The following is a 21,259-nucleotide window of genomic DNA, read 5'->3' as shown; positions in this document are numbered from 1 at the left end:
CCCACACAGGAGTTCCCCAAATGCAAAAGCGCCATGCAGCACTCGGGATGTTCGCCGTGCTGCTGTTCTCGTATGTCATCAATGCCATAGACCGGCAACTGTTCTCGGTGCTGGCGGCCGATGTCCGCAACGCGCTGGATCTGAGCCTGCCGCAGGTGGGACTGGCGTCCACGGTCTTCACGCTGGGCATGGGCGTGGCGGGCATTCCGACCGGCTACCTGCTGGGCAAGACGTCGCGCAAGTCGGTCACGCTGGTCGGCCTGGTGATCTTCTCGGCCGCGACCTACCTGACCGCCTACTCGCGCGGCCTGCCCGATCTGCTGCTCTACCGTTTCGTCTCGGGCCTGGGCGAGGCCATGCAGCTGACCGCCCTGCTGGCCATCGGCACGAGCTACTTCTTCCAGCACCGCGCGGTCGCCGCCAGCTCGCTGAACTTCACCTTCGGCATCGGCGCCATCATCGGCCCCAACCTGGGCGCCGCCATCCTCGGCGCCACGCACTGGAAAATGCCCTTCATCGTGTTCGGCCTGTCCGGCATCGTGGCCTTCGTGCTGATCGTGCCGCTGGTCAAGCCATGGTTCAGCGAAGCGCGTCCGCAGCCCGATCCGACAGCGAACCGCTCCGGCGCGCCGGCCGATCCCGCGCTGGACAGCCTGTGGACCCCGACGCCGCTCATGCTGGCCGTCGCCACCGCCTTCGCCGGCCTGTCCATCTACGGCTATCTGGGCCTGTACCCGACCTATCTGCGCGACGCGCTGGGCTTCACGCCCAAGCAGGCGGCGGGCGCGGTCAGCTTCTACGGCCTGGGAGCCCTGCTGTCGCTGCTAGGCGGCTGGCTGGGGGACCGCTACGATTACCGCAAGCTGCTGTTCTTCTCGTTGCTGATCTCTGCCGTGGCCGGCGGCCTGCTGTTCACCGAACTCGGCCATTCCCTGGCGCTGCACGCGACGCTGTCCTTTGTCTTCGGCGCGGCCATCAGCGGCATGGTCTACGCCAATCTGTCTGCGGGCATCATCAAGTCTGTCAGCAGCGCCAAGGCCGCGCAGGCTTCCGGCCTTTTCGTGGCAAGCCTCTACATTCCCGCCGCTTTCGCGGGCTACCTGCTCGGTCATCTGAAAGGCGAAATGGGCTGGACCCTGGCAGGCATCCTGCAAGTGTCGGGCTGCGCGCTGCTGGCGGCCCTGCTGGCCATCATGGCGGGCGCGCGGCGCGCGGATTGAGCGTCTTGGGACGGCCGCCAGCATCAAGCGCCGGCGCAAGCTGCCTGCCCTGAAACAGGCCGGGCCCGGCGCAATGCCGGACCCGGCCCCACGGATTCCGGACTCGCCTGCCCGTCCCATGGGACGGGCTGACAGGGAGCCAGATCCACTACCGCCTTACTTCACTTCGGTCCAGGCTTCCGACCAGTTCAGGCCCGTGCCCGGCGCGTAGTACTGCGCCGACTGGCCGCACCAGTTGGTGTAGGGCCAGGGCTTGCACTCGAAATCCTGGCCAGCGTTGCTGACGCGTTCGCCCGCCTTGTAGGCCGTGCCTTCCTTGTAGGCCGGGTACTTGCCGCCGCCGGTGCCGCCGCCGCCCTGGTCCTGCTTCTTGACCGTGACGGTGTGCTCGGCCGAGGACGAGCCCTTTTCATTGGTCACGGTCAGGCCGAACGTGTAGGCCTTGTCCTGCGACAGCTTGGGCGCGACGAAGCTCAGGTCGGCCTGGTTCACCGGCGCGGTGATGCCAGCCGGCAGCTTCCACAGATACGTCAGCTTGCCGCCGCCGTTGTTCGAGCTCTTGCCCGACAGCAGCACGGTGGCGCCGCCCTCGGCGGTGGCCGGGCCGGTCACCTTCGCGGTGGGCGGCACGATGCCGACGGGGGGATCGACGGGTTCCGGACCGCGCTGGTCGACGGCGAAGCTGTAGACCTTGTTCAGGCCGTAGACTTCGTTGCCATTGGCGACCGGCTGCGGCACGACCTTGCCGTCGGCGCCGAGCTTGCCCAGGCGAACGATGCCGGAGGCATTGTTGGTCTTCTGGGACAGCACATACTGCCACTGCTCGGGCTTTTCCTGGCCCTTGGACACGATAATGGAGTGGCTTTCCAGATCGCCGCCGCGCACCTTGTCGAACACGCGCAGGGTCATGGTCGAGCCGGTCTCGACCTGGCCACCTTCCAGCGTGCCGCTGGCCTTCCACTGCATGTCGACCGGCATCACGTCCACGTTCGAGCAGGAGTAGAAGCCTTCCTTGGCGTCCGAAGGATCACGCTGCCAGACCGTGTAGATCACGCGCTTGCCGGTGTACTGGGCCGGGATCTTCACGTCCAGCTTGGAGATCTTGTCGTCCACGGGACGGTCCATCCAGCCGGAATCGCCGATCAGTTCCAGATCGGACCAGCGCAGGCCAACCTTGGGGTCGTAGCTGTCCTTGCTGATGTAGGTGCGGAAGTACTTGGTGATGTGCGGAGCAGTCTGCTCGTACTTGAACGTCAGCTTGCCGTCCGCGCCCGGCGTCAGGACCGTGGTGGGCCAATCATGGTTGCCGTCGATTTCCTTCCAGTCTTCCTTGCCGCCCGCGCATAGCAGGCCGTCGCGGATGTAGTCCTGGTGGTTGTCCAGCACGCCCCCCACGTTGTTGGACATCCAGCTGGACGACTGCGGGGCGATCTTGCCGCAGCCGCTGTGCTTGGGATTGCTCCACGGCGTGTCGAACTTGTTGCACGCGTATTCGCGGCTGGGCGGGTCGATCAGGGAACCGTGGGCGTTGGCGGAGGTCGGAGCCATGGCCATCAGCACGGCCTGGGTCAGGGCCGCGACGGGCAGCGCCATCTTGACCGCATTGCGCAGGGAAGCACGCATCTCTGTTGAGTCCTTTGAATGTGAGAATGAAGGTGAACGCCAACGCGAATCCGGATGAAGCGACGAATCGCGAAAGCGGGCGCATTATGTGGACCGCCCTTCATTCGAAAAACCATTCTCAAGAGAGCCTGAATATCGGGGCCACCGACAGGCACGGGCCTGCGCGCCGCGCTCCTCGCCGTACGTCTCGCCACATGCCCGGCGCCATGGTCCCTCGTGTGGCAAGACCTAAAAAAAGCGCCTCGCGGGCGCCTCATTCCAGTCTGACGGCGGCGCCTTGCGCGGCGCCGCCGGGTTCGGGGAGATCATCCTCTTCAAGCGCGCCACCGCGCGGCAACAACGGCATGGTCAGGATGAAGGTGCTCCCCTGGCTCGGACGCGATTTCACCATCACCTCCGCGCCATGCCCCTTGGCCACGGCGGCCACGATGGCCAGGCCCATCCCCACGCCGTCCTGGCAGTGCTTGCGCGCCGCCGCGGCCCGGTAGAACGCCTGGCACAGCCGGGGCAAGGCCTCGGCCGCGATGCCCACGCCCTGGTCCGTCACGTACAGCCGCGCGGCATTGCCCTGGCGTTGCGCGCCAAGCGTGACCCGCGTGCCCGATGCCGAATACTTGACGGCGTTCTCCAGCAGATTGACGACGGCGCGCAGCAACATGCAGTAGTCGCCGGCCACCCATAGCGTTTCGTCGCCGTCCTCCACGGCGATCGACACGCCTTTCTTGTCGGCCAGGGGAAACACCTGGTCCGCCGCGCTGTGCGCCAGGTCTTGCAGCGACACCGGCAGGAAGCGCGACCGGTCCAGCCGTTCCGCTCGCGACCGCTGCATGAAGTGCTGCGCGACCGACAGGCCGTATTGCACCTGGTCCCGCACCGAACGCAGAAAGTCATGATGCACCGCCTCGGGCTTGTCCGCGCCCTGCTTGTCGACCAGCGCGAGCACGGCCGACAGGGGACTGCGCAGGTCGTGCACCATCTGCGCGACGGCGTCGCGGTCGGGCGCGGCAGGCGCGATCTTTGGCGGTTCGGATGTCGCCGCGGCCGCCCGTGGGGCTGCCTCGAGGGAAACCTGGGCGCGGGCCCGTGAAACGCCGACGCGCCAGCGGACCATGCAGCCCAGCATGAACACCACCGCCATCACCGGCGACCCGGCCGGTGTCACGCGTCGCGCGATGATCAGCGTCAGCACCACGGCGGTCCAGAAGACCGCCAGGCGCAACGCGGCTCGTCCGCGCTGATGGAACAGGCCCAGGGCCATGATGAACAGGGCAACGCAGGCGATGACCAGTACATCCGCCGCGCTGAAAGGCCGGGGCGGCGAACCCACGCGGCCCCCGGGCAGAACCAGCGCCAGGGCGACGATGCTCAGGTGACAGCACAGCCAGGCGTTTCGGCAAGGTGCAAGCGCCGTGTCGTCGGCTCGCGAGTCCAGGAATTTCGACAGTCCCATATCACGCCATCCCGGAAAGATCAGGCCACGCGCTCAAGGCGGTATCCGTAGTTGTAGACCGTGGAGACCACATAACCGTTGCGCGCGCGCAGCCCCAGCGCCGAACGCAGGTTGCTGATGTACGTGGCCAGGCTGGCGTCGTACTTCCGGTCCACCGTGCCCCAAATGTGCTGGCACAGCGCATCCTTGGTCAGGATCCTGCCAGGGTTGCGAAACAGCAAAGCCGCAAGCTCGAACTCGCGCGCGGGCAGGCTGACGGGCCGCCCTTCCACGGTCAGCCTGCGCGACTGCAGGTCGAACGCATAGGGACCGACCTGCAGCTCCTGCATCGGCGCATCGGCGTGACGCGCGCGCCTGGCCTGCGCGGCCACGCGCGCCAGCAGCTCGCGTTCGCGCAGCGGCTTGTGCAGGTAATCGTCCGCGCCCGCATTCAGCGCGGTGACGATGTCGTCCTCATCGTCGCGCTGCGTCAGCATCAGGATGGGCATCGAGCGGTTCAGATTGGACCGCGCCCAGGACAGCACGGACAGGCCGGACGCGCCGGGCACTTCCCAATCGAGCAAGGCCGCGTCAACGGCCTGGTTGCGCAGCAGCGCGATGAAGCTGTCGCCATCGCCGCGCGCCACCACCTGATGGCCGCGATCGTGCAGCAGCTTGGTGACCCAAGCCCGCTGGGCCGGACAGTCCTCGAGAACGGCAACGATCATGCTGCGCCTCCCCGGGTCGTCGCAGGTACTTTGAACATGCGCATGCCTCCGGTCAGTAATGTGTCAGGGACGCATCATTCCATAACAAATTTGCCCACCCAATCAGAAAATTCTCAAAGAAAAGACGTGGTAGGTTTTGCTAACCAAATTCACTTTCCGTGGCAGAAACCGGCCCCTCAACGCCGTTCGTCGTACAGGAAGATCCAGTCCGCATAGCGGCCCTTGCCGGCGAAATCGCCCAGGCTGGCGGGAAATCCGTCCTGCTTGAGCGGCTTGCCCGGCGCCTGGCTGTAGACGCCGATGACGCCGCCGTCCGGCCCCTTCACCACGCCCCAATCGGCGCTGCCCGTGAGCGGATCCCGGTACAGGCGGCGCAGATGCCGCAGCATGAACGGCACGCGGCTGTCCTTGAGCAAGGCGTCGAGGGATCTTGGAAACGCCGGCGCCGGGCCGGCGCGGTAATAGGACGCGATCGCCCGCTGGAACTGCTGGCCGATGAACAGCAGCTCGGCCTCGCGCGCGCGCTGCTGCTGCATGCTCCAGGGCCGCGCCGTGGCGGCCAGGCCGGCGGCGATGGCGCCCGCCAGCATCAGCACGCCCAGGTACGCCAAGCCTGACTGCGCGCGCGCCGGCGCGCTACCACGTCTCATAGCTGCTTCCATCCAGGCCCTTGCCCGGCGCGCCGCTGGTCACGTCCGCCACGCCGCCCTCTTCGGCGGCCTGCGCCTTCCAGGAATCGCGCTTGCCCGTCAGCGGGTCCAGCGGCAACTCGCGCAGGTACTTGCCGGACACCAGCTTTTCCAGACCCTCCGGATTGACGCCGTGATCGGCGCGGTAGTCGTCGATGGCCAACCGGATCGCGCGCAGGTTGTGTCGCAGCACCGTCTCTCTCGCGCGGTCGTTGCTCTTGAAGAAAGACGGCGCCACCAGCGCCGTCAACACGCCGACGATGGCCATCACGGCCAGCAGCTCGATCAGCGTGAAGCCGGCGCAGGCGCGCCTACCATGCGTTGTACGGGATGCCATTGGTTCCTTTTCTTTCGCTGCGGGAACGCAGGTCGAATACATCGCGGCCGGACGAGAATGACTCGGCCGAGCTGTCGTAGCTGCGGGTCTCCCAGGTGTCTGCCGCGTCCGTTCCCTCGCAGGACTGGCACATCGGATCCGCCGGCAGGCGCCTCAGGAAGTACAGCTTGCCCCCGTTCGGATCGCTCTTGTCCGTCACGCCTCGCGTCAGGCTGTCCAGATCCGGCGGATAGCCGCTGCGATCCAGGGATTTGTCGATCTTCCCCTCCAGGCTGGCCGCGTGATAGGCGTCGATCGCATCGCGCACGAGGCGCAGGCTGTGCCTCAGATCCTCTTCCTGATTGCGGCGCCGGACCAGATCGGCGTAGGGCAGCGCCACGCTCAGCAACAGCGCCAGCAGCGTGAGCGCGGCCAGCATTTCGATCAGGGTGAAGCCTTGTTGCCTGCGCATGGGCATCCTCAATACGGCGGCGCCAGCGGCGCGTCCAGCCCGGGCCGGGCCGGCGCGGTCGTCAAGGGCAGCACGGTCACGCTGGCTTCGGTGCCGGACGGGAAATAGCTGTTGGACGCCGCCGGCAGCTCCAGCGAACGCTCCACGTGCGGCGTCAGCAGCAGCACAATCTCGGTCGATTCCTCGCTGTCCTTGCTGCTGCCGAACAGGCTGCCCAGCCATTCCAGCGTGCTCAGCCCCGGCAGGCCGCTGGTGTTGCCGGACTGTTTCTGGTTGACCAGTCCGGCCAGCACCTGCGTCTCGCCGTCCCTCGCGGTCATCACCGTCTCGGCGTTGCGGGTGCTCATGGGATAGACCACGCCGCCGCCCGCCGTCTTGACCTCGCCCTTCAGGTTGCTGACTTCCATGCTGACCTTGACGGACACGTCGTTGCCCAGCGTGACCTGCGGCTCGACCTGCAGGCTCAGGCCGACGTCCTGATAATTCACCGACTCGGTCACCACGCCATTGGCATTGGTGGTGGTCACCACCGGCACCTTCTCGCCGATCTTGATGCTGGCCTTTTCCATGTTGCGCACGCGGATCTTGGGATTGGCGAGCACGCGGGTCTTGCCGCGCTTCTGCAGCAGGTTCAGTGCCATGGACAGCTCGTTGCGGCTGGAAACGCCCAGCATGTCGCTGTTCAGGCCAAGGATGTCGCCCACGGTCACCTTGCCGCTCTCGCCCTGAGGCAGGATCGACAGGCGCAGGTCGCTGGGATAGTCCACGCCGACTTCCAGCTCGTCATTGGTGTTCACTTCCAGCACGCGCACATCCATGGTCACTTCCGACTGCGCCAGGTCCAGCGCGGCGACGATGCGCTCGGCCACCGCGATGACCTCGGGCGTATCGCGCACGATCAGCGCGTTGGCGCGTTCATCCAGGTGCACGTTCTTGATCGTGCCCACCTGCCGCAGCGCCGGCACCACCTTGGCGGCCTGGGCATTGCTCAGGTAGAACACGCGCACCATCAGCTCGCGGTATTCCTTGGACTTTTCCGCGCTGGCCGGATAGATCAGCAGGCTGCGCTCGCTCAGCACCTTCTTCTCGAGCTTGCTGGTGCGCAACAGCAGATTGATGGCGTCCTCGGCGGTGGTCTGGTCGGCGATGATGGTGGCCGGCGCCGACGAGGCCACCTCCGGATCCAGCACGAAGTCCACGCCGGCGATCTTCGAAATGGCCTCCAGGATCTGCACCACCGGCTGCGACTTGAAATTCAGCGAGACGGGCTTGCGCAGCGCGTCGGCCAACTTGGGCCGTGCCGAGGCGCGCTGCACCTGGGCGCGCATCAGGGTGGCACGCAACGCCCTGGCCGGTTCGTAGTCCGGCTGTTCCTGCAGGATCCGGTTGACGATGTCCAGCGCCTCGGCCGGATGGTCGGCCTGCCGCTTGCCGGCCTCGGCCAGGTCCCGCTTGAGCAGCAGGCGACGCTCCAGCTGCGCTTGCAGCTGGCGGGCGCGCATATTGCCGGGCTGGACGGCCAGCAAGGCGGACAGTTCAGCCTGCGCGCCGGCTTCGTCGCCAGCAGCCATCTTGCCGCGCACGCGCTGCAGCAGGTCCAGCGCGGCCTGCGCGCCATCGCGCGCCAGGTTCTTGCCGTTCTCGATATCGTCGGGCGCCTGCTCCTGGCGGGCCAGCGCCTGCGCGTAGCGTCCGGCGGCGTCGGACGACGGCGCATCGCCAGCGCCCTGCTTGAACATTCCCGGCGCCGAGCAGCCGCCCAGGACGAGACCGAGTAGCGCCGCCGTGGCGGCATATCTGGAAATCATGATGATCCTGTTCCTTGAGGAAATTCGGGAGAGAACGGCAGGTCCACGCTCACCTCCTGGCCATCCGGCGCCAGCAGCACCGCGCGTCCGGGTTCCAGGGACTTCAGGCGGTACCCGTCCCTGGGCGCGCCGCCGGGCCGCAGCGCGGATGGCGCGGCGCAGCGCTGGCACAGCAAATACAGGCGGTCCTCGGAGCGCAACACCACGATCCGCTGACCCGCTTCGCGCCACTCGCCCACGCGGGCGAACAGCGGCGCGGCGACGGCGTCCGCCGCCGGGGCGGACCTGGACCGCTGCGCGGCGGCGGACGCCGCGTCCGCATCCACGTCCGGCCCTTGTCCGTCCTGCGCTTCCCGCGTCGCGCGCGACAGCGAGTCCCAGCTTTGCGACGGAAAGATATCGACGTTGCCCGCCCGCGCGACGCCCGCAACGCCACAGGCCGCCAGCAATGCGGCCATCATGCCCACGCGCGCCCGGCTCATCGCGGCGCTCCCAGCATGCTCAGCTTCATCTTCACCTCGATCAGCCGGTTCTCCGGGCGCTGGCGATCCAGCGCCAGCGTCTCCATGCGCAGCAGCGGCTGCGCGGCCAGCAGCTCCAGCGCCGCGGTCAGGTCCTTGTAGGAGCCCACCGCCGACACATCCATCGACGTGCGCCGCAGGCTGCCGCGCACGGCGTCCTCGCCGCGATAGCGAATATCGATCAACAGCAGCCCGGCCCCGCCCAGCTGCTCCATCACGGCGAACTTGCGCTGGTCCAGCGCCATGCGCAGCTGTGCGCGCACCTGCTCCATGGCAGCGGCCGGCGCCGACGCGGATGTGTGGCAGGCCTGCAATTGCGCGATCAGCTCAATGCGCTGGCGACGCAGCTCGCCCTGCTCGGGCCACAGCACGAAAGCGCCGTGGACGGCCAGCACGATGGCGCTTGCCAGCGCGAGCAGGCCGCCCCGGCCCAGCGCCGCGCGCCAGCGCTGCAGATGCCAGCGGCAGCACGCCAGCAATGGAACATTGCCCAACGCCTCGCGGCGCTTGACCAACACAGCCCGCAGGTTCATCGGACCTCCACCAGGATCGACACAACGGTGGCCTGGTTCGGATCGCCCGGCCGCAGGCCGTGACGCTCGACCACGGCGTAAAAGCCCGGCTGCGCCGCGTTCAGGCGCTGGACAAAGGCGAAGGCCTCTTTCAGGCTGGCGACCAGCATTTCCACGCGAGCGGACTTGCCGCCCGACTCCAGCTTCAGTCCCAGCATGGCCACGCGCGGCGACCAGGCCTTCTCGACCGCGCGCAGGATGGCCGGCCGCAGCCGGTCCTCGGCCCGTTGGCGCGACAGCAGGGCCTCGATCTCGCGCTCCTCGGGCGATTGCGCCAGCCTGCGGCGCTGCTCGCGTTCCTGCTGGAGGCGGCGCTGCGCCAGGCTGTCCTCCATGGACGCGACCTCGCGACGCAGGGCCAGGACGCTCCATTCGCGCCAGGCCGTCAGGCCAACCACGACCAGCAGCAGCAGACCGGCGACCAGGCAGGCGCCGTTGAGCCCGGCGCGCCGCGCGAAGTCCGCCATTCCTCTTGTCCGGGCCTTCATGCCGCCACCGCCAGCATGGGATGCGGCGCGCCCAGCCAGCGCGAGGCGTCCGGCAAGGGCAGCGCATCGGGCGCGCACAGGGACGACCAGCGATAGCCGTTCCCGCCCGCGCGGCCGCACAGCAGTTCAGCCATGGACAACAGCGTCTCCAATGGCTGCCCCGGCTCGCGGCGCAGCGTGATCAGATCCTCCCAGCCCTGTGCGGACCGCCACAGGCAGCTCAGCGCACCGGTCTCGGCCAGCACCAGGCCGCCGCTGTCGCGCAGCGCGGCGCGATGTCGCGCCAGGCAGGAAGACAGCAGATCGTGGCAGGACCACAACCGCCAGCCGCCAGCCGAGGCCGTGCGTTCCAGCGCGTCGAGCAGGCCGGCATCGATGCCGAAGGCCAGCCGCGCGCGACCATGACGGCCCGCATCCAGCCGCAGGCGCAGCGGCCCGGCAACGCCGCGCTCGCGCATCAGCGCCCGCGCATAGGCCTCCCACTGACGATCGCCGCCGCCCAGCGTGGCTTGCCAGGGCAACACCTGCGCGTGCGCCCACGGATAGCCGATCCACACGCGCAGCCGGTTGCGCCACGCGCCGCGCCGGCGCCGCAGGCCTGCCAGCAATTCGCCGGCCGCGCCTGCCGGATCGCCGCCATGCGGCTGGCTGCGGCCATGCCCGAGCGGCGCCAGCACCGTCACCTTCTCGGCGTCGATCAGCATGGCGCGTTCATTCCATAGCGACGGCACGGCACACCTCCTGATAAGTCGTCAGCCCGCGCGCGACCGCCTCGCCGGCGGCATCGCGCATCGATTGATAGTCGGCGCAGGCGGCCAGGGCCGCCTGCCTGCGTTCCGGGGACCGTTCCAGCAGCGCCGATTTCATGCGGCTGTCCAGGCGCAATACCTCGGCCAGCGCGATGCGCCCCAGGAAGCCGGTGCCGCGGCAGGCCTCGCATGCCGCCGCCGGCGCGACCGGCCCGCCGCCGCAATGCGGACACAGGCGCCGCACCAGCCGCTGCGACACCACGCCGTTGAGCGATTCCAGGAACGTGGCCGCCTCCACATCCATGTAGAGAAATCGGTCGATCACGCTGAACGCGTCATTGGCATGCACCGAAGACAGCACGCGGTGCCCGGTCAGCGCCGACTGCACGGCAATGGCGGCCGTCTCCGCATCGCGGATCTCGCCCACCAGGATCGTGTCCGGGTCGTGGCGCAGGATGGAGCGCAGCCCCCGCGCGAAGGTCAGCCCCTTCTTTTCGTTGACGGGAATCTGCAGCACGCCGGCCATTTCGTACTCCACCGGATCCTCGATGGTGATGATCTTCTCGTCGCCGGTGTTCAGCTCGGACAGCGCGCCATACAGCGTCGTCGACTTGCCGCTGCCCGTCGGACCCGTGATCAGCGTCAGGCCATAGGGCAGCTGCGCCAGCGCGCGGATGCGCGCGGCGGTCTGCGCCGGGAAGCCCAGGCCATCCAGGCTGAGGCGCTCGTCCTTCTGCGAGCGGTCCAGCAGGCGCAGGACCGCGTTCTCGCCATGGTTGCCCGGCATGATGGACACGCGGAAATCCACCTCGCGGCCCTGCAGCTCGACCTTGAAGCGCCCGTCCTGCGGCACACGCTTCTCGGCGATGTCCAGGCTGGACAGCACCTTCAGGCGCGACATCACCTGGTTCGCGGTCAGCTGGCCGGGCACCTTGCGAATGGTGTGCATCGCGCCGTCGATGCGGTAGCGGATCAGCAGTCCTTCCTGGTCCGACTCCAGGTGGATATCGCTGGCGCGGCTCTGCAGGCCGTCATAGAGCGTCATGTTCACCAGCCGGATCACCGGGCTTTCGTCCTTGGCGAGCGAAGCGATGGAAATGGACTCCACCGCCTTGGCCAGCGTGTCCTCGGCAACGTCCACGGCAACGCCGTCGAGCACACGTTCGCTGGCCTCGGCCTGCTTGAGCCAGGCGTCGACCGCGCCCGGCAGGGCCAGCGCGAACCGCACCGGCCGGCCCTCGAAGCGCGTCTGCAACCACAGCCGCACGCGCCGGTCCAGCGGCGCGCTCATGACCGCCAGCAGCTCGCCGTCCCGCTCCACCATCGCGACGCGGCAGTGCAGGGCGTCGGCCAGCGGCAGCACGTCGTGCCTGGCGACGGCCCTGGCCCAGTCGGCCGGCTCCATATGCTGCATGCCCAGCGCCATGGCGACCATGGGCAGCAGCTGTGGCGCGCGCGCGAGTTCCTGCTCAAGCAGGCCGGGCCGCGCGATCCACGCCTGCGCCTGCGTCGTCCCGGATTCGGGCATCGATTCCGTCATGTTCATCTCCTGACCGGACGGCGCGGGCGCCTGTCCGCGCGCTTATCCCATGCTGCTGGCCAATTCGAAGATCGGCATGTACAGCAGCACCACGATGGTCCCCACCATTGCGCCGACCACCAGCATCAGCAATGGCTCGAAGACCTTTCCGAAAACCTCGACCGCATGGTCCAGGGTGCTGTCGTGAAACAGCGCGATCCGTTCGCACATGCCGCCCAGGTCGCCGCTGTGCTCGCCCACCCGCAGCAGGCGCCGCGCCACCGGCGTGGTCAGTCCGTGCGCGGCCAGCGTCTCGCCCACCGCCTTGCCGGCGCGCAGCTCGGCCAGGGCCTGTTCCAGCCTCGCGGCCAGCCGTTGCGGCAACAGGCGCCGCGACAGCTCCAGTGCCTGCAGCACCGGCGTGCCGCCTTCGACCAGCAGCCCCACCGTCCGATAGAAGCGCGCCAGCACGAACAGAAAGGCCACGTCGCGCAGCTTGGGCAGCCGCCAGATCAGCGCGGCCAGCGCCGCGCGGATGCGCGCCGTGCGCAACGCCAGCACGGCAGCCGCGATCACGCCGGCGATGCCCGCGCCCAGCGCCATGCCGTGCTCCCGCACCAGCCGCGCCCACCACAGCAGGGCCTGCGCCGTGGCCGGCAGGGCCTGCAGGCTTTCGAACACCACGGCGAAGCGCGGGATCACGAAGAACAGCATGAACATCAGGACGCCGAAGCCGACCGCGACCACGGCGGCCGGATACAGCAACGCGCCCACGACCTTCTTGCGGATGTTCTCGATCCGCAGCTCATAGTGCTGATAGCGCCGCAGCGCCTGCGGCAGCTGTCCGCTGCCCTCGGCCGACGCCACGGTGGCCACCAGCAGCTCCGGGAAGACGTCCGGCTGCGCCTGCATGGCCTTCGACAGGGGCTGCCCCTGGTACAGCTCCTTGAGCAGGGCCGCGAGCACGGCCTGCACCTGGCGGCTGCCGGCGCCGGCCTTGTCGCTCAGAGCCTCGAGGGCTTCGATCAGGGCCAGCCCCGCCTCCAGCAGCGCCGACAGCTCCTGCAGCAGCAGGCCCAGCGAGATGCGGCGGCGCTTGCCGGCGGCGCCCGCGATGCGCGCGGGCCTGACGCGCTGCACGTCCAGGACCACGCCCTCATCCGGGCCGATCTGCGCGACGGCGGCGTCCTTGCTGCCGGCGCGGCATACGCGCTCGCAGACCTGGTCCCGCCGCAACAGCCGGACCCTGTATTCGCCGCCCATGTCAGCCGCCAACCCGGCGGCGCCGTTCGCGCTCGCCCGCCAATTCCAGGTACAGCGGCCATACCCGCTCGACATAGCGCGTCCTGGCGACCTCTCGGTTCGCCGCGCTGCCGGCGTTGTACGCGCCGACGGCGCGCCAGGTGCGGCCATGCCGCCTGATGAAACCGGACAGGATGGACGCGCCCACGTCGATCGACAGGCAGGGCTCGTCCAGCAGGCGCTGGCGCGTGATGCCCTGGCGCGCGAGGTCGGGCAGGTGCATGCTGTTGATCTGCATCAGGCCGATGTCATGGCTGCCGTCGCGATTGCGGTTGATGGCCCGGGCATCGAGCGACGACTCCGCGCTGGCGATGGCATAGAGCAACAAGGGATCGATGCCGTGGCGCTGGCCGGCGACGCGCCAGCAATCAGGCGCCGCGCTCGCGGCAGAAGCCGACAACAGGCAGGCGACCGCCAGCGCGGCGCGCGCCCTAGAGGCCATAGACCAGTTCCCCATTGCCGCCCGCCCGGCCTTCCTCGCCCAGCGAAACGATCTCTGCCTCGCCGCCGCGCCCCGGCACGTTCAGCTGATAAGGCCGCCCCCACGCATCGGCGGGCACGTCCTTCGCCAGGTAGGGGCCGTACCAATTCGATATGCCCTGCGGCGCCTTGACCAGCGCCTGCAATCCCTGGTCGGACGAGGGATAGCTGCCCACGTCCAGCCGGTACTGCACCAGCGCATCGCCCAGCGTCTTCATCTGCGCCTGGGTGGCGCGCACCTTGGCGCGGTCGACCTGGGAAAAGAGCTTGGGCCCGACGTAGCCCGCCAGCAAGGCGATGATCAGCAACACGACCAGCAGTTCCAGCAAGGTGAAGCCCTGCTGCGCGGCGCGGCCACGCCGCAGATTGAAAGTCTTCATGATTGCGCTTGGTATCCAAAGAGCGCCGCGCTCGCGGCGGATCCCTCGCGCGGCACGGCGCGCGGACGGCGGATCGGCGTGCCGCCTTCTGGGAAAGGCCGGCATCTTGGCACCGCGCATGCACGGCCTCAACGTTTCCAAAACGAATCTAAATTGCGCGGTCCGTCGACGCGACGCAATCGCGCGCACTCCTATTTAGAAAACCCTGAGAAGCGTGGCGTCCGTTCCGCCGTGCCGCTTCAATGGCGCCTTTTTTTCGGCGCCGACAGGCGCGCAACCCAGGAACGACGAAGCATGAATCCGTCTCTTCATGCCGCCCACGGCGGCTATTCCCGAGCCCAGATCGCCTTGCATTGGCTGAGCGTGACCCTGATGTGCTCACTGGTGCTGGCCGGCGAACTGCGCCATCTGCTGGTCGAGCACGCCGACATGCGGATGCGGCCGATCATGATCGTGCACATCGGCAGCGGCATGGCGCTGCTGGTCGTGATGCTGATGCGCAGCGCGCTGCGCGCGAGCCGCGCCAAACCCATCGGCGCGACCACCCTGCAGCAGTGGTGCGCCCACATCGTCCACCTGGCCATGTATGTCTTCGTGCTGGGCGAATGCCTGGCCGGCTGGGTCATCGTCAACGCCAAGGGCCTGGTCATTCCGATGCCCGGCATGGGCTGGGACTTCCCCCGGCTGGTGGACGCCGATCCGCAGTTGGTCCGCTACATGGTCCAGGCCCACGAATGGCTCGGCTTCCTGCTCTACGCCCTGCTGGCCGCGCACATCGGCGCCGCGCTGTGGCATCACTGGGTCGTCAAGGACGGCACGCTGGGCCACATGGGCCGTCCGGGCTGGCGCCTGGCGCGGCGCGGACAGCGCCTGCAGAACGCGTCCTGAGCGACACCCCGGACGCTGGCGCATCGCGGTTTTGCGCAAATCCGGAATTCGGGTAGAATTCGCTCCCGCCTTGATTCCGGTTGATTGACCCGAAAGCTAGGCGCAGGCAACGGCGCTGTCGGCATGACGGCGACGCCAGCCAAAAACGCGGGAGTAGCTCAGTTGGTAGAGCGCAACCTTGCCAAGGTTGAGGTCGCGAGTTCGAGACTCGTCTCCCGCTCCAACATCCGATCCGCAGATTTCCACCAGAGTCTGCGCATCCTTGAAAAAAGGGCCTGTCGGCCCTTTTTTCATTTCCGCGCGATCCCTCTTCACGCGAGATAAGGCAGCCTCGGCGCGGGCACCCGCTCGTGGATCTGGCCCACACGCTCGACGATCTTCAGGCACGACGCTTCCAAGTGGCGCCGCAACGCTTCCTGCGCCTGTCCCGTCTCGCCCCGCGCCAGCGCTTCCAGCACGCCCAGGTGCTCCTGCATGAACGGATCTTCGTTGGGCATGGGCGCGGCAGCGCCCAGCACATGCTTGCTCAGCGTCAGGATGCAGCGCGTGCGCTGCAGGCTTTCGAGGATGCTGTCGTTGGGACAACGGCCGATCAGCGCGACATGCAGGTCATGCTCCAGCCCATCCAGCTCGGCTCGGGTCAGGCGCGGATAGCGCGCCTTGGCGCGTCGCAGCCGTTGCGCCATCGCGGCAATCTCTTCGGCGGACGTGCCGGCGGCCGCGCCGGCCAGCGCGGCGGGCTCCAGCAGCCAGCGCAGCTGATAAAGGTTGCGGATGCGTCGCTCGTCCAGCGGCGTGACGATCCAGCGCTGGCGCTCGTCCTTGCCCACCAGACCCAGCCCTTCAAGCCGCAGCAGCACATCGCGCGCGGCGGTCCGACCGACCCCGAAGTGCCGCGCCAGCTCGACTTCGTTGAGCCGATAGGCGCCGAACACCGACAGATGGACCACGTCGTGCTCGACCGCGTGGTAGATGTGCTCCCAGCCCTGCGCCTTGCGCACGGGTTCGCTCTCATCGCCCATGCCCAGCATCCCGGGCGTCAGCGGCTGCCGCAAGGGCGTCTCGGACGCGCCGCCCGCCAGCATGCCCCGGCCGTCGAACCGCGCAACCAATCCTTCGTTTTCCAGCTCGCGCAGCGCCTGGCGCACGGGGTTGCGCGTGACCCCCAGCAATTCGGACAACGGCCCCTCGAGCAACACCATGCCCGGCGGCAGCGCGCCGCCGGCCAGCGCCTGGCGCAACAGGTCCGCGATGCGGGCGTAGAGAGGCGTGCTGGCGGACGTTTCGGGCAAGGAGGATTCGGGGGACATGAACGTATTCGTGAACGGCTTCACTGGTATGCATCGGTTGTGCGTCAGACCGAATCGTAAGACAAGCACGCACCCGATATGAAGCAGCTAGGGAAAACGATAGCGCTTATTGCCGACATTGATCGTTTATATTTTTGATCATTGCCGGCAACAACCCTTTATCGACTCCGAGCGCGAGCCTTCCGGGCGGGAAATCATGGACTACGACTTCGACTTCAGCTTCCTGTCCACGCATTGGGATGCCTTCCTGGCCGGCGCGCGCTCGACGGCGCTCATGTCGCTGGCGACGATCGCGCTGGGATTCCTGGCGGGCGCGCTGTTGGCCGTGATCCGCACGCAAGGGCCGCAGCCGGCGCGCCGGATCGTCACGGCCTACGTCGATGTGATCCGCAACACGCCGCTGGTGATCCAGGCCTTCTGGCTGTTCTTCGGCCTGGCCTCCCTGCAGGTGCGCATTCCGGCGGTTGCAGCCGCGGTCATCGCCCTGGTGATCAACGTATCCGCGTACACCACGGAAATCCTGCGGGCGGGCATCGAGTCGATTCCTCGCGGCCAGATCGAGGCCGCGTCCTGTCTGGGCATGAACCGCTGGAAGGTCCTGCGCCTGGTGGTCCTGCCCCAGGCGGTGGAACGCATGTACCCGGCGCTCGTCAGCCAGTTCGTGCTGATGCTGCTGGCGACCTCGATCATGTCCCAGATCTCCGTCGAGGAATTGACGTCGGCCGGCTACAGCGTCCAATCCGAGACGTTTCGCGGGTTCGAGATCTACCTGGTCGTCGCCCTGGTCTATCTCTGCCTGTCCTGGCTGTTGCGCCTGCTGATGGCCGGCCTGGCCCGCACGGCGTTCACCCGGCAACGCCGGCTTGGCACGCCCCTGTAGCGCCCCACGGCAGTCATCCATCCCCCCTGCGGAGTCGGCACATGCTGGGCATTTCCTTCGAACAATTGCGCTTCATCTTCCATGGCGCGGGCTGGACGCTGCTGCTGTCGCTCATCGGCTTCGCCGGCGGCGCGCTGCTGGGACTGCCGCTGGCGCTGTTGCGCAGCCGTGGCGCGCGCCTGTGGCGCGCCGCGACGGGCGCGTTCATCCAGCTGGTGCAAGGCATTCCGCTACCCGTCCTGATGTTCCTTTGCTATTTCGGCATCAGCATCGCCGGCTATGACCTGCCCAGCCTGGCGGCTGCGGGCCTGGCGATGACGCTGTATTCGGCCGCGTTCCTGGCGGAGATCTGGAAAGCCTGTATCCAGGCCGTCTCGAAGACGCAGTGGGAAGCCGCCGAATGCCTGGCGTTGCGCCCGCTGCAATGCGTCCGGCATGTGGTGCTGCCGCAAGCGGCGCGCATCGCGGTGGCGCCCACTGTGGGATTCCTGGTGCAGATCGTGAAGAACTCTTCCTATGCGGTGGTGATCGGCTTCTTCGACCTGACCTACTCCGCCCGCGTCGTGAACAACTCGACCTTCGAGCCCTTCGCGGTGTTCAGCATCGCGGCCGTCCTGTACTTCGCCATCTGCTACCCCCTGTCGGTGCTCTCGTACCGGCTCGAGAAACGCCTGCGCCGCGCCTAGGCGGCGAGCTGTAAAAAAACAGGAGACAGATTCCATGAGCGACATCGTTTGCTTCAGGCAGGTCCGGAAGTCCTTCGGCGATGCCCAGGTATTGAAGGGCGTCAGCTTTTCCGTCGCCCCGGGCCAGGTCGTGGCGCTGATCGGCCGCAGCGGCTCGGGCAAGACCACGGCGCTGCGCTGCATCAACGGACTGGAAACGATCCAGGACGGCCAGCTGCATGTCTGCGGCAGGGCGCTGGAGCGTGGCGGCCATGACCTGCTGGCGCTGCGCCAGGAAGTCGGCATCGTCTTCCAGGCCTACAACCTCTTTCCCCATCTGACCGTGCTGCAGAACGTCAAGCTGGCGCCCTGCAAGGTCAAGGGCCTGCCGGACGCGCAGGCCGACGCGCTGGCCGTGCAGGTTCTGGACAAGGTAGGCATGCGGGACCGCGCCCACTACTACCCTGAGCAATTGTCCGGCGGACAGCAACAACGCGCGGCGATCGCCCGCTCGCTGGCCATGCAGCCCAAGCTGATGCTGTTCGACGAGGTGACCTCGGCGCTGGATCCGGAACTCACCGGCGAAGTCCTGCGCGTAATCGAGTCGCTCGCCGCCGAGGGCATGACCATGGTGCTCGTGACCCATGAAATGGCGTTCGCCAGATCGGTGGCCGACCAGATCCTGTTCATGCACGACGGCGTCGTCTGGGAGCACGGAGACGGCCGCATGCTCGATCAGCCTCGCACCCCCGAATTGCGGCAGTTCATTTCCAGCGGCCTGTAGCCTCGCCACGCCGCCCGCCATCCATCCCGCCAATCCATAGTGAGAATCCCATGAAAATCCTGTCCCGACTGCTTTCCGCGCTCGTCGCATCCAGCCTGCTCCTGGCCAGCGCCGGCGCCTGGTCCAACACGCTCGAAACCATCAGGCAACGCCAGAAGATCCTGGTCGGCGTCGACATCAGCGCGCCGCCCTACGGCATGCTCGATGAGCAGGCGCGCCAGACGGGGTCGGACGTCGAAGCGGCGCGGTTGCTCGCCAAGGATCTGGGGGTGGCCCTGGAGATCGTGCCGGTGAACGGCCCGAACCGGGTGCCCTACCTGCTGAGCCGCAAGGTCGACGTGGTGCTGGCCTCTTTCTCGATCACCGAAGAGCGCAAGAAGGTCGTGGCGTACTCCGAGCCCTACGGCGTCGTGCCCGTGCTGGTGGCCGGCCCCGCGTCGGTTTCGGTCGCCAGCTTTGCCGACCTGCGCGGCAAGACCATCGCGGTGACGCGCGGCACCACCAGCGACCAGGAGCTGAGCCGCGGACTGAAGGATGTGTCCGGCGCGAGAATCGTCCGCTACGAGGACGATGCCACCACCAATACCGCCGTGGCCACGGGCCAGCAGGACTTCCTGGTCGGCGCTCCCAGCGTGCTGCTCGCGATCAGGCAGGCCAACCCGGCGCGCGACATCGTGCCCAAGTTCACCGCCACGGCCTATCCCTATGCCGTGGGGCTGCGCAAGAACGAGCCCGAGCTGAAAGCCTGGCTGGACGGCTGGGTTACCGCGAACCTGAAGAACGGCACATTCAACGAGATCTATCAACGCTACTTCGGCATGCCCTTGCCGGCGGACATGCAGCGCTGAGCCACCCGGGGAAACACAACATGCCCAGCAACGATACCGCCCCCTTGAAACCGGTGCGCGTCATCCGCCTGCATCCGCGCGACGACGTGGTCGTGGCCCTGGACCAGCTGATCGCGGGCGTCTATGTCGCCAGCGAAGCGGTGACCGTTTCCGGATTGGTTCCGCCCGGCCACAAGATGGCGACGCGGACGCTGGCCGCCGGTGAGCCGGTCCGTCGCTATGGCCAGATCATCGGCTTCGCCAGCCAGCCGATCAGTCCGGGGCAGCACGTGCACAGCCACAATTTGAGCATCGGCGATTTCGTGCGCGACTACGCCCACTCGGCCGAAGCGCGCGCCACGACGATGGCGGCCGAGCCCGCCACGTTCCTGGGCATCCCACGGGCCGACGGCAGGATAGCCACGCGCAACTACATCGGCATCCTGACCAGCGTGAATTGCTCGGCCACGGTGGCGCGCGCGATCGCCGATCACTTCCGGCGCGACATCCATCCCGAGGCCCTGGCCGACTACCCCCATGTCGATGGCGTGGTCGCGCTGACCCATCACAGCGGCTGTGCGATGGACGCCGAAGGCGACGGCCTGAAGATGCTCCAGCGCACGCTGGGCGGCTATGCCTGCCACCCCAACTTCGCCGGCGTGCTGATCATCGGGCTGGGTTGCGAAACCAATCAGATCCCGCGCCTGCTGGCCACGCAGGGCCTCGCCGAGAGTCCCGGCCTGCGGACCTTCACCATCCAGGACAGTGGGGGCACTGTCCACACAATCCGCAAGGGAATCGAGCTGATCCGAGAGATGCTGCCCCAGGCCAACGCCGTGCGCCGGCAGGCCGTGCCGGCCAGCCACCTGCGTCTGGGCCTGCAATGCGGCGGATCGGACGGTTATTCGGGCATCTCGGCCAACCCGGTCCTGGGCGCGGCGGTGGACCTGCTTGTCCAGCACGGCGGCACGGCGATTCTTTCCGAGACGCCGGAGATCTATGGCGCCGAACACCTGTTGACCCGGCGCGCGCAAACGCCGGACGTCGGACGCAAGCTCCTCGAACGGATCCGTTGGTGGGAGGACTACTGCGCCCGCAACGGCGCCTCGATGGACAACAATCCCTCATCCGGCAACAAGGCCGGCGGCCTGACCACGGTGCTGGAAAAATCGCTGGGCGGCATCGCCAAGGCCGGCTCCACCAACCTGGTCGAGGTCTACCAATACGCCGAACCCGTGCGCGCGCAAGGCCTGGTCTTCATGGATACGCCGGGCTATGACCCGGTCTCGGCCACCGGCCAGGTCGCCGGCGGCGCCAATCTGATCTGCTTCACCACGGGACGCGGCTCCGCCTACGGCTGCGCGCCGGCGCCCTCTTTCAAGCTGGCCACCAATACCGCCCTGTGGCGCCGGCAGGCCGACGACATGGACCTGAACTGCGGCGATGTGCTGGACGGCACCCGCGGCATCGCCGAACTGGGCGCGATCCTGTTCGAACAACTGCTTGCCACCGCTTCCGGCGCGCCGTCGCGCAGCGAGCGCCATGGGTATGGGCAACAGGAATTCGTGCCCTGGCAGACCAGCGTGATCACCTGATCCCTCCCATCCTC

At 67.7% G+C, this 21,259-nt stretch carries 23 protein-coding genes and 1 tRNA gene; 8 read left to right on the top strand and 16 right to left on the bottom strand.

Annotation, left to right across the window (positions count from 1 at the left end; translation table 11 throughout):
- Positions 1–20 precede the first annotated feature (20 nt).
- Entirely contained in the window at positions 21–1,220 is a 1,200-nt protein-coding gene (locus tag AC6LJ9_RS00660) for an MFS transporter (protein ID WP_498146102.1), read from the top strand.
- A 156-nt stretch (positions 1,221–1,376) separates the two neighbouring features.
- On the opposite strand, the gene AC6LJ9_RS00655 is transcribed toward AC6LJ9_RS00660, so the two are convergent.
- The 15 genes from AC6LJ9_RS00655 to gspG all read right to left on the bottom strand — a co-directional run bounded on the left by AC6LJ9_RS00655 (position 1,377) and on the right by gspG (position 14,296).
- Positions 1,377–2,843, bottom strand: a complete 1,467-nt coding sequence (locus AC6LJ9_RS00655) for a lytic polysaccharide monooxygenase (protein ID WP_498146101.1) — start codon at positions 2,841–2,843, stop codon at positions 1,377–1,379.
- Positions 2,844–3,096: 253 nt separating this feature from the next.
- Positions 3,097–4,293: a sensor histidine kinase gene (locus AC6LJ9_RS00650; RefSeq protein WP_498146100.1), complete on the bottom strand. Its 1,197-nt coding sequence runs from the start codon at positions 4,291–4,293 to the stop codon at positions 3,097–3,099.
- Between the two features lie 20 nt (positions 4,294–4,313).
- On the bottom strand, positions 4,314–5,000 hold the full coding sequence (locus AC6LJ9_RS00645) for a response regulator transcription factor (protein ID WP_498146099.1): 687 nt from the start codon (positions 4,998–5,000) through the stop codon (positions 4,314–4,316).
- A gap of 176 nt (positions 5,001–5,176) precedes the next feature.
- Positions 5,177–5,650: a type II secretion system protein gene (locus AC6LJ9_RS00640; RefSeq protein WP_498146098.1), complete on the bottom strand. Its 474-nt coding sequence runs from the start codon at positions 5,648–5,650 to the stop codon at positions 5,177–5,179.
- The gene (locus tag AC6LJ9_RS00635; RefSeq protein WP_498146097.1) at positions 5,637–6,026 is read right to left on the bottom strand and encodes a type II secretion system protein; all 390 of its coding nucleotides are present in this window, start codon (positions 6,024–6,026) and stop codon (positions 5,637–5,639) included. Before AC6LJ9_RS00635 ends, AC6LJ9_RS00640 begins: the two co-directional genes overlap by 14 nt.
- On the bottom strand, positions 6,001–6,477 hold the full coding sequence (locus AC6LJ9_RS00630) for a type II secretion system protein (RefSeq protein WP_498146096.1): 477 nt from the start codon (positions 6,475–6,477) through the stop codon (positions 6,001–6,003). Before AC6LJ9_RS00630 ends, AC6LJ9_RS00635 begins: the two co-directional genes overlap by 26 nt.
- 8 nt (positions 6,478–6,485) lie before the next feature.
- Positions 6,486–8,285 carry a secretin GspD/PilQ domain-containing protein gene (locus AC6LJ9_RS00625; RefSeq protein WP_498146095.1) on the bottom strand — a complete coding sequence of 600 codons (1,800 nt, stop codon included), beginning with the start codon at positions 8,283–8,285 and terminating at the stop codon, positions 6,486–6,488.
- Positions 8,282–8,767, bottom strand: a complete 486-nt coding sequence (locus AC6LJ9_RS00620; RefSeq protein WP_498146094.1) for a hypothetical protein — start codon at positions 8,765–8,767, stop codon at positions 8,282–8,284. Before AC6LJ9_RS00620 ends, AC6LJ9_RS00625 begins: the two co-directional genes overlap by 4 nt.
- Positions 8,764–9,339 (bottom strand): hypothetical protein, encoded by a 576-nt coding sequence (locus AC6LJ9_RS00615; protein WP_498146093.1) that lies wholly within the window; start codon positions 9,337–9,339, stop codon positions 8,764–8,766. Before AC6LJ9_RS00615 ends, AC6LJ9_RS00620 begins: the two co-directional genes overlap by 4 nt.
- Positions 9,336–9,845 carry a THO complex subunit 5 gene (locus AC6LJ9_RS00610; RefSeq protein WP_103272825.1) on the bottom strand — a complete coding sequence of 170 codons (510 nt, stop codon included), beginning with the start codon at positions 9,843–9,845 and terminating at the stop codon, positions 9,336–9,338. The genes AC6LJ9_RS00615 and AC6LJ9_RS00610 overlap by 4 nt, the downstream gene beginning before the upstream one ends.
- A gap of 17 nt (positions 9,846–9,862) precedes the next feature.
- Complete coding sequence (locus tag AC6LJ9_RS00605) at positions 9,863–10,597, bottom strand: hypothetical protein (RefSeq protein ID WP_498146092.1); 735 nt, start codon at positions 10,595–10,597, stop codon at positions 9,863–9,865.
- Positions 10,578–12,155, bottom strand: coding sequence for a GspE/PulE family protein (locus AC6LJ9_RS00600; RefSeq protein WP_498146091.1), 1,578 nt, complete (start codon positions 12,153–12,155; stop codon positions 10,578–10,580). Before AC6LJ9_RS00600 ends, AC6LJ9_RS00605 begins: the two co-directional genes overlap by 20 nt.
- Before the next feature lie 42 nt (positions 12,156–12,197).
- Positions 12,198–13,397: a type II secretion system F family protein gene (locus AC6LJ9_RS00595; RefSeq protein ID WP_498146090.1), complete on the bottom strand. Its 1,200-nt coding sequence runs from the start codon at positions 13,395–13,397 to the stop codon at positions 12,198–12,200.
- Between the two features lies 1 nt (position 13,398).
- Positions 13,399–13,878, bottom strand: a complete 480-nt coding sequence (locus AC6LJ9_RS00590; RefSeq protein WP_498146089.1) for a lytic transglycosylase domain-containing protein — start codon at positions 13,876–13,878, stop codon at positions 13,399–13,401.
- The gene (gene gspG, locus AC6LJ9_RS00585) at positions 13,868–14,296 is read right to left on the bottom strand and encodes a type II secretion system major pseudopilin GspG (protein ID WP_103272820.1); all 429 of its coding nucleotides are present in this window, start codon (positions 14,294–14,296) and stop codon (positions 13,868–13,870) included. Before gspG ends, AC6LJ9_RS00590 begins: the two co-directional genes overlap by 11 nt.
- Positions 14,297–14,590: 294 nt before the next feature.
- On the opposite strand from gspG, the gene AC6LJ9_RS00580 reads away from it, so the two are divergent.
- Positions 14,591–15,184, top strand: a complete 594-nt coding sequence (locus AC6LJ9_RS00580) for a cytochrome b (RefSeq protein WP_498146088.1) — start codon at positions 14,591–14,593, stop codon at positions 15,182–15,184.
- Positions 15,185–15,331: 147 nt separating this feature from the next.
- A tRNA-Gly gene (locus tag AC6LJ9_RS00575) sits at positions 15,332–15,407 on the top strand.
- An 88-nt stretch (positions 15,408–15,495) separates the two neighbouring features.
- On the opposite strand, the gene AC6LJ9_RS00570 is transcribed toward AC6LJ9_RS00575, so the two are convergent.
- Positions 15,496–16,494, bottom strand: a complete 999-nt coding sequence (locus tag AC6LJ9_RS00570; protein ID WP_498146087.1) for a GntR family transcriptional regulator — start codon at positions 16,492–16,494, stop codon at positions 15,496–15,498.
- Positions 16,495–16,690: 196 nt separating this feature from the next.
- Between AC6LJ9_RS00570 and AC6LJ9_RS00565 the strand changes: the two genes are divergently transcribed.
- From AC6LJ9_RS00565 to AC6LJ9_RS00545, 5 genes are read left to right on the top strand one after another with little or no spacing between them, the layout of a single operon-like run.
- Entirely contained in the window at positions 16,691–17,374 is a 684-nt protein-coding gene (locus AC6LJ9_RS00565; RefSeq protein WP_498146086.1) for an amino acid ABC transporter permease, read from the top strand.
- A 41-nt stretch (positions 17,375–17,415) separates the two neighbouring features.
- On the top strand, positions 17,416–18,060 hold the full coding sequence (locus tag AC6LJ9_RS00560) for an amino acid ABC transporter permease (RefSeq protein ID WP_498146085.1): 645 nt from the start codon (positions 17,416–17,418) through the stop codon (positions 18,058–18,060).
- Between the two features lie 34 nt (positions 18,061–18,094).
- Positions 18,095–18,823 carry an amino acid ABC transporter ATP-binding protein gene (locus tag AC6LJ9_RS00555; RefSeq protein ID WP_498146084.1) on the top strand — a complete coding sequence of 243 codons (729 nt, stop codon included), beginning with the start codon at positions 18,095–18,097 and terminating at the stop codon, positions 18,821–18,823.
- A gap of 50 nt (positions 18,824–18,873) precedes the next feature.
- Positions 18,874–19,671: a transporter substrate-binding domain-containing protein gene (locus AC6LJ9_RS00550; protein ID WP_498146083.1), complete on the top strand. Its 798-nt coding sequence runs from the start codon at positions 18,874–18,876 to the stop codon at positions 19,669–19,671.
- 20 nt (positions 19,672–19,691) lie between these two features.
- Positions 19,692–21,245: a UxaA family hydrolase gene (locus tag AC6LJ9_RS00545; RefSeq protein ID WP_498146082.1), complete on the top strand. Its 1,554-nt coding sequence runs from the start codon at positions 19,692–19,694 to the stop codon at positions 21,243–21,245.
- The last annotated feature ends 14 nt before the right edge of the window (positions 21,246–21,259 follow it).

Source organism: Achromobacter sp. 1011811831 (genome assembly GCF_059760905.1).
This window is presented reverse-complemented; position numbering and strand designations above follow the sequence as displayed.

Excerpts from the sequence above, each read along its gene's own strand:
- AC6LJ9_RS00660 (WP_498146102.1), top strand. The coding sequence starts at position 21 with ATGCAAAAGCGCCATGCAGCACTCGGGATGTTCGCCGTGCTGCTGTTC.
- AC6LJ9_RS00655 (WP_498146101.1), bottom strand. The coding sequence starts at position 2,843 with ATGCGTGCTTCCCTGCGCAATGCGGTCAAGATGGCGCTGCCCGTCGCG.
- AC6LJ9_RS00650 (WP_498146100.1), bottom strand. The coding sequence starts at position 4,293 with ATGGGACTGTCGAAATTCCTGGACTCGCGAGCCGACGACACGGCGCTT.
- AC6LJ9_RS00645 (WP_498146099.1), bottom strand. The coding sequence starts at position 5,000 with ATGATCGTTGCCGTTCTCGAGGACTGTCCGGCCCAGCGGGCTTGGGTC.
- AC6LJ9_RS00640 (WP_498146098.1), bottom strand. The coding sequence starts at position 5,650 with ATGAGACGTGGTAGCGCGCCGGCGCGCGCGCAGTCAGGCTTGGCGTAC.
- AC6LJ9_RS00635 (WP_498146097.1), bottom strand. The coding sequence starts at position 6,026 with ATGGCATCCCGTACAACGCATGGTAGGCGCGCCTGCGCCGGCTTCACG.
- AC6LJ9_RS00630 (WP_498146096.1), bottom strand. The coding sequence starts at position 6,477 with ATGCGCAGGCAACAAGGCTTCACCCTGATCGAAATGCTGGCCGCGCTC.
- AC6LJ9_RS00625 (WP_498146095.1), bottom strand. The coding sequence starts at position 8,285 with ATGATTTCCAGATATGCCGCCACGGCGGCGCTACTCGGTCTCGTCCTG.
- AC6LJ9_RS00620 (WP_498146094.1), bottom strand. The coding sequence starts at position 8,767 with ATGAGCCGGGCGCGCGTGGGCATGATGGCCGCATTGCTGGCGGCCTGT.
- AC6LJ9_RS00615 (WP_498146093.1), bottom strand. The coding sequence starts at position 9,339 with ATGAACCTGCGGGCTGTGTTGGTCAAGCGCCGCGAGGCGTTGGGCAAT.
- AC6LJ9_RS00610 (WP_103272825.1), bottom strand. The coding sequence starts at position 9,845 with ATGGCGGACTTCGCGCGGCGCGCCGGGCTCAACGGCGCCTGCCTGGTC.
- AC6LJ9_RS00600 (WP_498146091.1), bottom strand. The coding sequence starts at position 12,155 with ATGACGGAATCGATGCCCGAATCCGGGACGACGCAGGCGCAGGCGTGG.
- AC6LJ9_RS00595 (WP_498146090.1), bottom strand. The coding sequence starts at position 13,397 with ATGGGCGGCGAATACAGGGTCCGGCTGTTGCGGCGGGACCAGGTCTGC.
- AC6LJ9_RS00590 (WP_498146089.1), bottom strand. The coding sequence starts at position 13,878 with ATGGCCTCTAGGGCGCGCGCCGCGCTGGCGGTCGCCTGCCTGTTGTCG.
- gspG (WP_103272820.1), bottom strand. The coding sequence starts at position 14,296 with ATGAAGACTTTCAATCTGCGGCGTGGCCGCGCCGCGCAGCAGGGCTTC.
- AC6LJ9_RS00580 (WP_498146088.1), top strand. The coding sequence starts at position 14,591 with ATGAATCCGTCTCTTCATGCCGCCCACGGCGGCTATTCCCGAGCCCAG.
- AC6LJ9_RS00570 (WP_498146087.1), bottom strand. The coding sequence starts at position 16,494 with ATGTCCCCCGAATCCTCCTTGCCCGAAACGTCCGCCAGCACGCCTCTC.
- AC6LJ9_RS00565 (WP_498146086.1), top strand. The coding sequence starts at position 16,691 with ATGGACTACGACTTCGACTTCAGCTTCCTGTCCACGCATTGGGATGCC.
- AC6LJ9_RS00560 (WP_498146085.1), top strand. The coding sequence starts at position 17,416 with ATGCTGGGCATTTCCTTCGAACAATTGCGCTTCATCTTCCATGGCGCG.
- AC6LJ9_RS00555 (WP_498146084.1), top strand. The coding sequence starts at position 18,095 with ATGAGCGACATCGTTTGCTTCAGGCAGGTCCGGAAGTCCTTCGGCGAT.
- AC6LJ9_RS00550 (WP_498146083.1), top strand. The coding sequence starts at position 18,874 with ATGAAAATCCTGTCCCGACTGCTTTCCGCGCTCGTCGCATCCAGCCTG.
- AC6LJ9_RS00545 (WP_498146082.1), top strand. The coding sequence starts at position 19,692 with ATGCCCAGCAACGATACCGCCCCCTTGAAACCGGTGCGCGTCATCCGC.